This window comes from Kocuria kalidii, assembly GCF_044462225.1.
Lineage (GTDB): Bacteria > Actinomycetota > Actinomycetes > Actinomycetales > Micrococcaceae > Kocuria > Kocuria kalidii.
The window spans coordinates 1-12,748 of record NZ_JBISWJ010000086.1 but is presented as its reverse complement, the minus strand read 5'-3'; the positions used below and the strand labels follow the sequence as shown (position 1 = coordinate 12,748).

The 12,748-nt window shown below is 73.7% G+C and carries 10 protein-coding genes; 9 read left to right on the top strand and 1 reads right to left on the bottom strand.

Features of this window, described 5'->3' with window-relative positions:
• The first annotated feature begins 31 nt into the window (after positions 1-31).
• The 5 genes from ACH9D3_RS12805 (at position 32) to ACH9D3_RS12785 (ending at position 6,335) form a co-directional block, all read left to right on the top strand.
• Positions 32-1,366 (top strand): site-2 protease family protein, encoded by a 1,335-nt coding sequence (locus tag ACH9D3_RS12805; protein WP_396411231.1) that lies wholly within the window; start codon positions 32-34, stop codon positions 1,364-1,366.
• A 163-nt stretch (positions 1,367-1,529) separates the two neighbouring features.
• Positions 1,530-2,696 carry a flavodoxin-dependent (E)-4-hydroxy-3-methylbut-2-enyl-diphosphate synthase gene (gene ispG / locus ACH9D3_RS12800; protein WP_396398973.1) on the top strand — a complete coding sequence of 389 codons (1,167 nt, stop codon included), beginning with the start codon at positions 1,530-1,532 and terminating at the stop codon, positions 2,694-2,696.
• A 39-nt stretch (positions 2,697-2,735) separates the two neighbouring features.
• Positions 2,736-3,569: a GNAT family N-acetyltransferase gene (locus ACH9D3_RS12795; RefSeq protein ID WP_396411230.1), complete on the top strand. Its 834-nt coding sequence runs from the start codon at positions 2,736-2,738 to the stop codon at positions 3,567-3,569.
• 149 nt (positions 3,570-3,718) lie between these two features.
• A complete protein-coding gene (locus ACH9D3_RS12790; RefSeq protein WP_396411229.1) occupies positions 3,719-5,518 on the top strand; it encodes a proline--tRNA ligase in 1,800 nt (599 codons plus the stop codon).
• A gap of 4 nt (positions 5,519-5,522) precedes the next feature.
• Positions 5,523-6,335, top strand: a complete 813-nt coding sequence (locus tag ACH9D3_RS12785; RefSeq protein WP_396398970.1) for a TSUP family transporter — start codon at positions 5,523-5,525, stop codon at positions 6,333-6,335.
• 27 nt (positions 6,336-6,362) lie between these two features.
• Here ACH9D3_RS12785 and ACH9D3_RS12780 read toward each other — a convergent pair whose 3' ends face one another.
• Complete coding sequence (locus tag ACH9D3_RS12780) at positions 6,363-7,343, bottom strand: hypothetical protein (RefSeq protein WP_396411228.1); 981 nt, start codon at positions 7,341-7,343, stop codon at positions 6,363-6,365.
• A 99-nt stretch (positions 7,344-7,442) separates the two neighbouring features.
• On the opposite strand from ACH9D3_RS12780, the gene ACH9D3_RS12775 reads away from it, so the two are divergent.
• From ACH9D3_RS12775 to infB, 4 genes are all read left to right on the top strand, one after another.
• Complete coding sequence (locus ACH9D3_RS12775; protein ID WP_396398968.1) at positions 7,443-7,961, top strand: ribosome maturation factor RimP; 519 nt, start codon at positions 7,443-7,445, stop codon at positions 7,959-7,961.
• Positions 7,962-8,152: 191 nt separating this feature from the next.
• The gene (nusA, locus tag ACH9D3_RS12770) at positions 8,153-9,133 is read left to right on the top strand and encodes a transcription termination factor NusA (protein WP_396398967.1); all 981 of its coding nucleotides are present in this window, start codon (positions 8,153-8,155) and stop codon (positions 9,131-9,133) included.
• A gap of 20 nt (positions 9,134-9,153) precedes the next feature.
• Complete coding sequence (locus ACH9D3_RS12765; protein WP_396411227.1) at positions 9,154-9,657, top strand: DUF448 domain-containing protein; 504 nt, start codon at positions 9,154-9,156, stop codon at positions 9,655-9,657.
• A gap of 204 nt (positions 9,658-9,861) precedes the next feature.
• Positions 9,862-12,705 carry a translation initiation factor IF-2 gene (gene infB, locus ACH9D3_RS12760; protein WP_396411226.1) on the top strand — a complete coding sequence of 948 codons (2,844 nt, stop codon included), beginning with the start codon at positions 9,862-9,864 and terminating at the stop codon, positions 12,703-12,705.
• Positions 12,706-12,748: the final 43 nt, after the last annotated feature.

The following is a 12,748-nucleotide window of genomic DNA, read 5'->3' as shown; positions in this document are numbered from 1 at the left end:
GGACCGTCGACGATCCCGGGAGGTCCCACGGATGGGCGTCGTGCTGTTCCTCGTGGGCGTGCTGCTCGCCGCCGTCGCCATCGCGGTCTCGATCGCCCTGCACGAGATCGGCCACCTGGTGCCGGCCAAGCTCTTCGGGGTGCGGGTCACGCAGTACATGGTCGGCTTCGGGCGCACCGTGTTCTCCCGCCGGCGGGGCGAGACGGAGTACGGGCTCAAGGCGGTCCCGCTGGGCGGCTACATCTCCATGGTGGGGATGTACCCGCCGGTGCGTGCGGGCGCGCAGGCCCGCTCCTCGAGCACCGGGGTGCTGCAGCAGCTGGCTTCGGAGGCGCGCGGCGCCGCGGCCGGGCAGCTCGCCCCCGGCGACGAGGACCGCGTGTTCTACCGCCTGCCCGTGTGGAAGCGGATCGTCATCATGCTCGGCGGCCCGGTGATGAACCTGCTGCTCGGGACCCTGTGCCTGGCCGTGCTGCTCTCCGGCTTCGGCACCGCGACGCCCACCACGACCGTCGCGTGGGTGTCCGAGTGCGTGGTCCCCGCCGAGCGGCAGACGGACGGACAGACCGAGTGCCGCCCGGGGGACCCGCGGGCCCCGGCCAACGCCGCCGGGCTGCGCCCCGGGGACGTCGTCACGTCCGTCGACGGCGCCCCGGTCGCCTCGTGGGACGAGCTCACCGGGCGCATCCGCGACCGTGCCGGGGAACGGGTCCCCCTGCTGGTGGAACGGGACGGGGCGACCGTGCGCACCGACCTCACCCCGATCCTCACCGCCCGGCCCGTGCTGGACGACGACGGCACGGCCGTGACCGGGGAGGACGGCACCCCGCGCTACGAGGAGGTCGGGTTCATCGGGATCAGCCCCACGGCCGAGCCCGTCCGGCAGCCGCTGACCGCGGTGCCCGGAGCGGTGCTCGACGGCCTGCAGCAGATCGCCGGGGTGGTCCTGCACCTGCCCCAGCGCGTGTACGAGGTCGCGGAGGCGGCGTTCTCGGACGCGCCGCGGGACCCGGACGGGCCGATCTCCGTGGTGGGGGTCGGCCGGATCTCGGGGGAGATCGCCGCGCACGAGGAGATCACGCTGCGGGACAAGGCGGCCTCCCTGGTGGGGCTCGTCGGCTCCGTGAACCTGGCGCTGTTCGTGTTCAACCTGCTTCCCCTGCTGCCGCTGGACGGCGGGCACGTCGCCGGGGCGCTGTGGGAGGCGCTGCGCCGGGGGAGTGCCCGGCTGCTCGGGCACCGCGATCCGGGCCCGTTCGACCCCGCCCGGCTGCTGCCGGCGACCTACGCCGTCGCGGTGCTGATGATCGGGATGTCCGTCCTGCTGATCTACGCCGACATCGTCGAGCCGGTCCGCCTGTTCTGAGCCGCCGGCCGGGCCGGTCGTCCGTTCGGCCAGGGCGGAACCCCGGGCGGCTCCCGGGGACCGGCCGGGAGCATGGGGCACAATGGGTACCGGCGACGGGCCCGGTTTCCGGTCCCGGCGCCACCGCTCCAGCTCCTGCCCTCGAATTCCTCGGAGGAACTCCTTGACCCCGGTCAGCCTCGGCATGCCCGCCGCGCCCCAGCCCGTCCTCTCCCCGCGCCGGAGGACCCGGCAGATCCGGGTCGGGTCCGTGGGCGTCGGCTCCGACTCGCCGGTGAGCGTGCAGTCCATGACGACCACCCCCACGACGGACATCAACGCCACCCTGCAGCAGATCGCCGAGCTCAACGCCACCGGCTGCGACATCGTGCGGGTGGCCTGCCCGTCCCAGGACGACGCCGACGCCCTGCCGATCATCGCGATGAAGTCCCCGATACCGGTGATCGCGGACATCCACTTCCAGCCGAAGTACGTCTACGCGGCCATCGAGGCCGGGTGCGCGGCCGTGCGCGTGAACCCGGGCAACATCCGCAAGTTCGACGACCAGGTCGCCCAGATCGCCCGCGAGGCCAAGGCCGCCGGGGTGTCCGTCCGGATCGGCGTGAACGCGGGCTCGCTCGACCAGCGGATCATGGACAAGTACGGCAAGGCCACCCCGGAGGCCCTCGTGGAGTCCGCGGTGTGGGAGGCGTCCCTGTTCGAGGAGCACGACTTCCACGACTTCAAGATCTCGGTCAAGCACAACGACCCGGTCACCATGGTGCGGGCCTACCAGCTGCTCGCCGAGCGCGGCGACTGGCCCCTGCACCTCGGCGTGACCGAGGCCGGTCCGGCCTTCCAGGGCACCATCAAGTCCGCCACCGCCTTCGGCGCCCTGCTCTCCCAGGGCATCGGCGACACCATCCGGGTCTCGCTCTCGGCTCCGCCGGTCGAGGAGGTCAAGGTCGGCAACCAGATCCTGCAGTCCCTGGGCCTGCGCCCGCGCAAGCTCGAGATCGTCTCCTGCCCCTCGTGCGGTCGTGCGCAGGTGGACGTCTACACCCTCGCGGACGAGGTCACGGCGGGCCTCGAGGGCCTCACCGTCCCGCTGCGGGTGGCCGTGATGGGCTGCGTGGTCAACGGTCCCGGCGAGGCGCGCGAGGCCGACCTGGGCGTGGCCTCCGGCAACGGCAAGGGCCAGATCTTCGTCAAGGGCGAGGTCGTGAAGACCGTTCCCGAGGACCTGATCGTGGAGACGCTGATCGAGGAGGCCAACCGCATCGCCGCCGAGATGGAGACGGACGAGAACGGGGAGAGCACGGCGGGCAGCCCCGTCGTGAGCGTCAGCTGACGGGCCGGTGACGAGCGGTTGAGGACGCAGCGGAGGACGGTGCCGCGGCTGGTGCCGGCGGGGGAGGTCGATCCGGCCCAGCTGGACCGGCTGCTCGGGTCCGACCCCGTCGCCCATGCCTTCGTCGCGGCCCACGTCGAGACCTACCGCGAGGGCAGGGGGTCGCGGACCCCGCCGGTGGTCGGGACGGCCGGACCCGACGGAGAGCTGACCGGCGCCTGCTGGGTGGGCACCAACGTGGTGCCCGTGGCCCTGGACGCCCCGGGACTCGACCTCGTCGGCGGGCACCTGCGGCGGGGCGGGTCGCGGCACGCCTCGCTGTTCGGTCCCGCCGAGCTCGTGCTGGGGCTGTGGTCCCGGGTGGAGCGCTCCTGGCCCCGGCCCTTCGACCTGCGCCCCGTCCAGCCCCTGCTGGCGATCGACCGCGACCCGGAGCCCGCCCCGCACCCCGGGGTCCGCGTCGCGACCTCCGGGGATCTCCCGGCCCTGCTCCCCGCGAGCGCCGCCATGTTCGAGGAGGAGGTCGGCTACTCCCCGTACACGGGCGGTGGCCGCGGCTACCGGGACCGGGTCTCCGCGCTCGTCGAGGCCGGTCGCTGCCTCGTGCTCACCGACGACCGGGGCCGCGTCGTGTTCAAGGCCGACCTCGGTTCGGTGGCCCGCGGCGTGGCCCAGGTGCAGGGCGTGTGGGTCGACCCGGCCCACCGAGGCCGGGGCCTGGCCGTGCCCTGCATGGCCGCCGCCGTGCGCCTGGCCCGCGTGCGCACCCCGGTGGTCAGCCTCTACGTCAACGACTACAACGTCCGGGCGCTGGCCACCTACCGGCGGGTCGGCTTCGAGCGGGTCGGGACGTTCGCCACCGTGCTGCTCTGAGCCTCCCGGGGGAACGACCCCCGGCGCGGGCCCCCGGACGGGGGGTGTAGATTTGACCGGAATCAGCGGCGCCGTCGGTGCCGCGCACCCTCTCGACGCCCCGGGCCCGGTCGTAGCTCACCGCGCTCCCCGGGAGAAACGGAGCCCACGTGGCGCTGCGCCTCTCCTCCCTGTTCCTGCGGACCCTCCGCGAAGACCCGGTCGACGCCGAGGTGGACAGCCACAAGCTGCTCGTCCGGGCCGGCTACATCCGCCGGGCCGCCCCCGGCATCTACACCTGGCTGCCGATGGGCCTGCGGGTGCTCGGGAAGGTCGAGCAGGTGGTGCGCGAGGAGATGGGGGCGATCGGGGCCCAGGAGGTGCACTTCCCGGCGCTGCTGCCGCGCGAGCCCTACGAGGTCACCAACCGGTGGACGGAGTACGGCGAGAACCTCTTCCGCCTCAAGGACCGCAAGGAGGCCGACTACCTCCTGGCGCCCACGCACGAGGAGATGTTCACGCTGCTCGTGAAGGACCTGTACTCCTCGTACAAGGACCTGCCGGTGATGCTCTACCAGATCCAGGCGAAGTACCGGGACGAGGCCCGGCCCCGTGCCGGCCTGCTGCGCGGGCGCGAGTTCGTCATGAAGGACTCCTACTCCTTCGACGTCGACGACGCCGGCCTCGACGCGTCGTACACCCAGCACCGCGAGGCCTACGTCCGGATCTTCGAGCGCCTCGGCCTGCCCGTGGTCGCCGTCTCCGCGCAGTCCGGGGCCATGGGCGGGTCCCGCTCGGAGGAGTTCCTGCACCCCACGGACATCGGCGAGGACACGTTTGTGCGCTCGGCGGGCGGCTACGCGGCAAACGTCGAGGCGGTCAGCACGGTGGTGCCCGAGGAGCGCGACGTCGACGGGCTCCCCGAGGCGCGCGTGCTCGACACCCCGCACAGCCCCACGATCGCCACGCTCGTGGAGCGGTCCAACGAGCTGCACCCCCGGGAGGAGGGCCCCTGGACGGCCTCCGACACGCTCAAGAACGTGGTGCTGGCCGTCGTCCTGCCCGACGGCGAGCGCCGGCTCGTGGCGGTCGGCCTGCCCGGGGACCGCGGAGTGGACCTCAAGCGGATCGAGGCCGGCGTCGGCGCCGCCCTGGAGGTCTCGGGAGAGCTGCTGGTCGAGCAGGCCACCGACGAGGACCTGCGCAGCTGCCCGCTGCTCGTGAAGGGCTACATCGGCCCCGGCCTGGCCCTCGACCAGGCCGTGCTCGGCGAGGAGTCCTCGACCGGCATCCCGTTCTTCGTGGACCCGCGGGTGGTCCGCGGAACCCGCTGGGTCACCGGCGCCAACGTGGCCGGCAAGCACGTCTACGACCTCACGGCCGGGCGCGACTTCGCGTGGGACGGCGTCCTCGAGTGCGCCGAGGTCCGGGAGGGGGACCCCGCGCCGGACGGCTCCGGTCCGCTGGAGGCCGCGCGCGGCATCGAGATGGGCCACATCTTCCAGCTGGGCCGCAAGTACGCCGAGGCGCTCGGGCTGAAGGTCCTGGACCGCAACGGCAAGCTCGTCACCGTGACCATGGGCTCCTACGGCATCGGGGTCACGCGCGCCGTGGCCGCGCTGGCCGAGGCCTACCACGACGACAAGGGACTGCTCTGGCCGCGCCAGGTCGCCCCCGCCGACGTCCACGTGGTGGCGACGGGCAAGGGCCCCGAGGTGCTCGAGGAGGCCGAGAAGATCGTGGCCGAGCTCGAGGCCGAGGGGATCGAGGTGCTCTTCGACGACCGGCCCAAGGTGTCCCCGGGCGTGAAGTTCGGCGACGCCGAGCTGCTCGGCGTGCCCACCGTCCTGGTGGTCGGCCGGGGGCTCAAGGACGGACTCCTGGAGCTCAAGGACCGCGCGAGCGGGGCGAGCGAGGACGTGGCTCGGGACGACGTCGCGGCGGTGGTCTCCGCAGCCGTGCGCGGCTGAGCCCGTGGACCAGGTCGAGGCCTGGCTGGGGGCCTCCGGCCTCGAGCAGGCCGGGCCCGAGGTCGTGGCCCTGCTGGTCGTGGCAGGACTCGCCGCCGGGTTCATCGACGCCGTGGTCGGCGGCGGCGGACTGCTGCAGCTGCCCGTGGTGCTGATGGTGCCCGGGATCAGCCCGGTCCAGGCCCTGGCCACCAACAAGATGGGCTCCGTGTTCGGCACGGCCACGAGCGCGCTGACGTTCTACCGCCGCACGTCCCCGGACCTGCGCACGGCCCTGCCCATGGCCGGGGTCGCCCTGGTCGGCAGCTTCGGCGGGGCCGCCCTCGCGGCGTCGCTGCCCGAGGAGGTGTTCCGGCCCATCATCCTGGCCGCGCTGGTGGCGGTGCTCCTGTTCACCGTCGCGCAGCCGACCGTCGGCCAGCTCACCGAGCTGCGCCACACCGGGGCGCGGCACTACGGGACCGCCATGGTGATCGGCACCGTCATCGGCTTCTACGACGGCGTGATGGGCCCGGGGACGGGCTCCTTCCTGGTGATCGCCATGATCACGCTGCTGGGCTACAGCTTCCTGGCCGCGAGCGCGAAGGCGAAGATCGTCAACCTCGCGACCAACGTGGGCGCACTCGTGTTCTTCTTCGGGCACGGCTCGGTGCTGTGGGGGCTGGGCCTCGTGCTGGGCCTGTCCAACATGGTGGGCGGCTACCTCGGGGCGCGCACGGCCGTGGCCCGCGGCAACCGATTCATCCGGGTCGTGTTCCTGAGCGTGGTCTCGCTGCTCATCCTGAAGCTGGGCCTGGACGTCCTGCGGGGAGCGTGAGCCGCCCGGCAGCGGCCCTGGGGTGTGTCACCGCGTCGTGTCCTCGCGGACGACGCCGGGCAGGGCGTCGACCTCCCCGGTGAGCGCGGCCCGGAACCCGGTCGCTCGCTCCAGCGCGACGACCGCCCAGCACCGCGCGCCGGCGTCCCCGCGGCCCAGCACGTGCGCGGCGGACTCCTGCACGTCCCGGGCCGCCGTGTCCGCGGCCCGGCCGGGGTGCTCGGTCGCGTCGTCCGGCAGGACGTAGGCTCCCGCCGGCAGCCCGGGGTCCGTTTCGAGGACCTGCCGGGCGGCCGGGACCTCCAGGAGCTCCTCGACGTCCTCCCGCCCCTGCTCCAGCAGCTCGGCGGGGACCCCGCCGGTCGGGGCCGCCCCGGCGCGGGCGGCCAGGGCCTCGAGGAGGTAGCCGGTGCGGTCCAGCGCCGACCACAGCACCGTGCCGGGAACGGTCGTCCCGCCGGGAGCGGTCTCCGCCCCGGGTGCCGCGTCCGCCCCGGGTGCCGCGTCGGAACCCGCGTCGCACAGCGCGGCGCCGTCCGGTCCCGGGGGCCCGTCGAGCTGCCGGGCCGACGTCGCGCGCGACGCCGCCGCGGCGGCGAGCACCCGAGCCAGGGCGGGGTCCTCCGCGGTCAGGGCGGCCTCGGTCAGCGCCGTGGCGGAGACGCGGAGCGCGGCGGACGCCGAGGACGCCGGCTCCCCGGCGTCCTCGGGGGAGGGGCGCTGCTCGCGGACGGCGGCGCGCTCGCGTTCCTCCGGTGCGGGCCCGAGGGCCTCGAGCTGCCGGGCCAGGTCCGCGCGCAGGGCCTCGCGGGCGGCGGCGGGCGCCGAGCCCAGGGGCGGACCGTCGAGCACGGCCTCCGTGCGCAGCCACGCGTCGGCGCGCGCGATCTCGTCGGGGGGCACCGGCCGGGCACCGTCGAGCCACCACGCACCGGCGGCCCCGGTCGCCAGCAGGAGTCCCAGCAGCACGGGGAGCACCCGGCCGGCGGGCGTGCGGGGAACGGTCACCGGGGAACTCCTGGGCGGGAACGGGGAGAGCGGGGGGTCGCGTTCATCATAGGATCTCCAGGACCGAGCCCGACCGACCCGAGAGCACGAGGAGACCCCGTGAGCGAGCACAGCACCCCCGGACCCGACGACCGCCGCCGACTGGCCGGGCTGATCGGCCCGGCGGTGGAGGGGGCAGGACTGGTCCTGGAGGACGTCGCCCTCAAGCCCGGCGGCACCGGTCTCGTGCTCCAGGTGCTGGTGGACCTCCCGGAGGACCGCACCGACAGCGTGGACATCGACCGGATCGCCGAGGTCGCCCGCGCGGTGTCCGACGTCCTCGACCGCACGGACCCCGTGCCGGGCTCGGCCTACGAGCTGGAGGTGTCCTCCCCGGGGGCCACCCGGGAGCTCGCCGAGCCACGGCACTGGCGGCGCTCGATCGGCCGGCTGGTGCGCGTCACCCCGCTGGAAGGGGAGAAGTTCACCGCACGCCTGCTCGAGGTGGACGAGGGCGGCGTCCTCCTGCAGCGCAGCCACCAGGTGAAGAAGGGCATGCCGCCCCGGTTGCTCGACCCGGAGCGCTGGGCCTTCGACGCCGTGCGCCGGGCCAGGGTGGAGGTCGAGTTCACGGACTGAGCGGCCCGCCCGCGCCCGGTGCGAGTGTAGGATGTGCCGTTGACGCCGCGGCGCCCACCGGCGCCGCGGCCAGCGGCACGACGACAACCGAGTGCAACGACCAGTGTGCGAGCGGGACCCGTGCCGGCGCCCCGTCATCCCCGACGGCGCGCCGTCCCGTTCCCGGGGTCGACATGTGAGGAAGGCCGGACATGGACATCGATATGAGCACCCTCCGACTGCTGGAGCGTGAGCGCGACATCCCCGTGGACCTGCTCATCCCCACCATCGAGCAGGCCCTTCTGCTGGCCTACCACAAGACCGCCGGCGCGCTCCCGGGGGCCCGCGCCGAGATCGAGCGCCGGACCGGGCACGTGACCATCTGGGCGCCGGAGCTCGACGACGAGGGCACGGCCGTCGGGGAGTTCGACGACACCCCGGCCGGCTTCGGGCGGATCGCCGCCTCGACGGCACGCCAGGTCATCCTGCAGCGGCTGCGCGACGTCGAGGACGACGCCGTCCTGGGCCACTTCAAGGGCCGCGAGGGCGAGATCGTCTCCGGGCAGATCCAGCAGGGCCACCACCCGCACATGGTGCAGGTGGACCTCGGCACCGTGGAGGGCGTGCTGCCCCCGCACGAGCAGGCCCCCGGTGAGAAGTACCCCCACGGCGCCCGCATCCGGGCCTACGTCGTCGAGGTCAAGCGCGGGATGAAGGGACCGTCCATCACCCTCTCCCGCTCCCACCCGGACCTGGTGCGCCGCCTGTTCGAGATGGAGGTGCCGGAGATCGCCGACGGCACCGTGGAGATCATGGCGGTCGCCCGCGAGGCCGGGCACCGCACGAAGTTCGCCGTGCGCGCCACCCAGTCCGGGATCAACGCCAAGGGCGCGTGCATCGGCGAGATGGGCTCCCGCGTGCGCGCCGTGATGAACGAGCTGCACGACGAGAAGATCGACATCGTGGACTGGTCGGACGACCCCGCTCGGTGCATCGCCAACGCCCTGTCCCCGGCCAAGGTGTCCCGGGTGACCGTGCTCGACGAGCGCGCCCGCTCGTCCCGCGCCGTCGTCCCCGACAGCCAGCTGTCGCTGGCCATCGGCAAGGAGGGCCAGAACGCCCGCCTGGCCGCGAAGCTCACCGGCTGGAAGATCGACATCGTCCCGGAGTCGAAGGCCGCCGGTCGCGGCTGAGTCCCGTCCGAGCCGCCCCGGTGCGGCCCGGACGCGCCCGGTTTCGGCGCAGGGCGGTCCCCGGGATAGACTGGTCAGCGGTCAGACCGTTGGTGGTCCCTGTCCGGTGCCGGCTCCCCGGTCCGCACGGGACGTCCCCGACGTCCCGGCGCGAGGCGAGGAGTGCGGAACGAGTGAGTGCAGACTCCCGTCGCACGTGCATCGGATGCCGGTCCACCGAACACCCTGACCAGCTCGTACGCGTGGCGACCGAACCGACGGACGGCGACCCCCGGGTCGTGGTCGACCGGAACGGCCGCCTCGGCGGCCGTGGAGCCTGGCTCCACCCCTCCCACGAGTGCCTGGACTCGGCTCTGCGCCGACGCGCCTTCCGGCGTGCGTTCCGGGCCCCTGTGGACACGGAGACGGTCGCCCCCGAGCTGGAAGCCCTGGCTGTCCTCACGGCCGGCCCGGCGACCGGGCGCACGAGTGCCGACCACAGCCGTCCCCGGACGGCAGCCCGCACGGTCCGACCGGACCGGTGACCACGTCCGCACGCGGGTGAAGAACTGGAAAGCGAGTCAGAGAACCGATGGAAAACCGATGAGTGCCCAGCGATGAGTGCTTCGTTGTGCTCTGCCAACGGCCTCCCGCGACCTCGCGCCGTCCTCGACGGCCGACGCTCCGGGAGCCTCAACGGAAAATAAGTGGTTCGTACCTGTTTCGGTGCGGACCGAGACAGGAGAGAAGTGGCCAAGCCCCGCGTTCACGAGCTCGCTAAAGAGCTCGGAATAACGTCCAAGGAAGCGATTTCCACGCTTCAGACCCTGGGTGAGTTCGTCCGAGGCGCGTCCTCGACCGTCGAGCCGCCCGTCGCCAAGAAACTGCGGTCCGCCTTCGCCGACCGGCCGGAGAAGCCCGCCGCGGCCCCCGCCCGCCCGGCGTCCGCGGCACCGCCCGCCCCCAAGGCCGGCAAGCCGGCGTCCAAGCCCGGTGCGGGCACCAGGAGCGGCACCCCCGCGCCCGGCCCGGGCCAGGCTGCCGCCCGGCCCGCCGAGAAGGCTCCCGAGCAGAAGGCTCCCGAGCAGACCGAGCAGAAGCCCGCCGAGCAGCCCTCGGCCCCGGAGCGGAGCGCGCCCCAGCGCCCCGCCTCGACCGGAGCCAAGGCACCCGGTCCCGGCCCGCGCCCGGGGAACAACCCGTTCGCCAGCCAGCAGGGCATGGGCCGCAGCTCCGCGCCCCGCCCGGGTTCGGCCGCGCCGCGGCCCGGTGGCCCCGCGCCCCGGCCCGGTTCTGCCGCACCGCGGCCGGGCGCTCCCCGCCCGGCCGGACCCCGTCCGGGCAACAACCCGTTCGCCGCCCAGCAGGGCATGCGCTCGGGCCGTCCCGACCGCCAGGGCGGCCCCCGTCCGCAGGGCCAGGGCCAGGGCGGTCCCCGTCCGCAGGGCCAGGGCCCGGCCGGGCCCCGTCCCCAGGGCGGCCCCCGCCCCGGCGGGGCGCGTCCCAGCCCGAACATGATGCCCGGTCACACCACGGGCGTGGCGCCGATCGGAGCGCGGCCGGCCGGCGGCGGCGCCGGTCCCCGCCGCGGCGGTCCCGGTGGCGGCGGGGGCGGGTTCTCCCGTCCCGGCGGCGGCCCCGGCCGCGGCGGCCGCGGCGGCACCCAGGGCGCCTTCGGGCGCGGCGGTGCCCGCGGCAAGCAGCGCAAGTCGAAGCGGGCGAAGCGCCAGGAGCTCGAGCAGATGAAGGCCCCGTCCGTCGGCGGCGTCTCGGTGCCCCACGGCGACGGCAACACGGTCGTGCGGCTGCGCCGCGGCGCGTCCCTGACGGACTTCGCGGAGAAGATCAACGCGAACCCGGCCTCCCTCGTCACGGTGCTCATCCACCTCGGCGAGATGGCCACGCAGACGCAGTCCCTCGACGAGGAGACCTTCCAGCTGCTCGGCGAGGAGCTCGGCTACAGGATCCAGGTGGTCTCGCCGGAGGACGAGGAGCGCGAGCTCTTCGAGTCCTTCGACATCGACCTGGAGGCCGAGGCCGCGGCCGAGGGCGAGGACGTGCTCGAGGCCCGCCCGCCGGTCGTCACCGTCATGGGTCACGTGGACCACGGCAAGACCCGCCTGCTCGACGCCATCCGCAACACGAAGGTGATCGAGGGGGAGGCCGGTGGCATCACCCAGCACATCGGCGCCTACCAGATCGAGACCGAGGTCGACGGCCAGGAGCGGCGGATCACCTTCATCGACACCCCGGGTCACGAGGCGTTCACCGCCATGCGTGCCCGTGGTGCGCAGGTGACGGACATCGCGGTGCTCGTGGTCGCCGCGGACGACGGCGTCATGCCGCAGACGGTCGAGGCGCTCAACCACGCCCAGGCCGCCGGCGTGCCGATCGTGGTCGCGGTCAACAAGATCGACAAGCCCGGGGCCAACCCGGAGAAGGTCCGCGGCCAGCTCACCGAGTACGGCCTGATCCCCGAGGAGTACGGCGGCGACAGCATGTTCGTCGACGTCTCGGCCCTGTCGAACCTGAACATCGACGACCTGCTGGACGCGATCGTGCTGACCGCGGACGGCGCGCTCGAGCTGTCGGCGAACCCGAACAAGGACGCCCGCGGCGTGGCGATCGAGGCGAACCTGGACAAGGGCCGCGGTGCGGTCTCGACCGTGCTCGTGCAGTCCGGCACGCTGCGCGTCGGCGACGCGATCGTCGCCGGCGCCGCGTACGGCCGCGTTCGCGCCATGTTCAACGAGAACGGCCAGGCCGTGGAGGAGGCGGGCCCCTCGCGCCCCGTGCAGGTGCTGGGCCTCGACTCCGTGCCCCGGGCGGGCGACACGTTCCTCTCCACCCCGGAGGAGCGCACCGCGCGCCAGATCGCGGAGAAGCGTCAGGCGGCCGACCGCAACGCCCTCCTCGCGAAGCGCCGCAAGCGCGTCACGCTCGAGTCCTTCGACGAGGCCGTGGCCGCCGGCAAGATCGACACGCTCAACCTCATCATCAAGGGCGACGTGTCCGGTGCCGTCGAGGCGCTCGAGGACTCGCTGCTCAAGATCGACGTGGGCGAGGAGGTCCAGCTGCGCGTCATCCACCGCGGCGTCGGTGCGATCACCCAGAACGACGTCAACCTGGCGACCGTGGACAACGCGATCATCATCGGCTTCAACGTCCGTCCCGCCGAGCGCGTGACGGAACTGGCCGACCGCGAGGGCGTCGAGATGAAGTTCTACTCGGTGATCTACAACGCCATCGACGACGTCGAGAGCGCGCTCAAGGGCATGCTCAAGCCGGAGTTCGAGGAGGTGGAGCTCGGCACCGCCGAGATCCGCGAGGTGTACCGGTCCTCGAAGTGGGGCAACATCGCGGGTGCCTACATCACCAAGGGCACCATCCGCCGCAACGGCAAGGCCCGGCTCGTCCGGGACGGCAACGTCGTGGCGGACAACCTCACGATCGACTCGCTGCGCCGGTTCAAGGACGACGCGACCGAGGTCCGCGAGGGCTACGAGTGCGGCATCGGGCTCGGCTCCTTCAACGACATCCACGAGGGCGACCTCATCGAGACGTGGGAGATGCGCGAGAAGCCGCGCCCCTGACCCGTCCCGCGTCCCGCGCCCCGGGCGCGGGATCCCGCGGCGG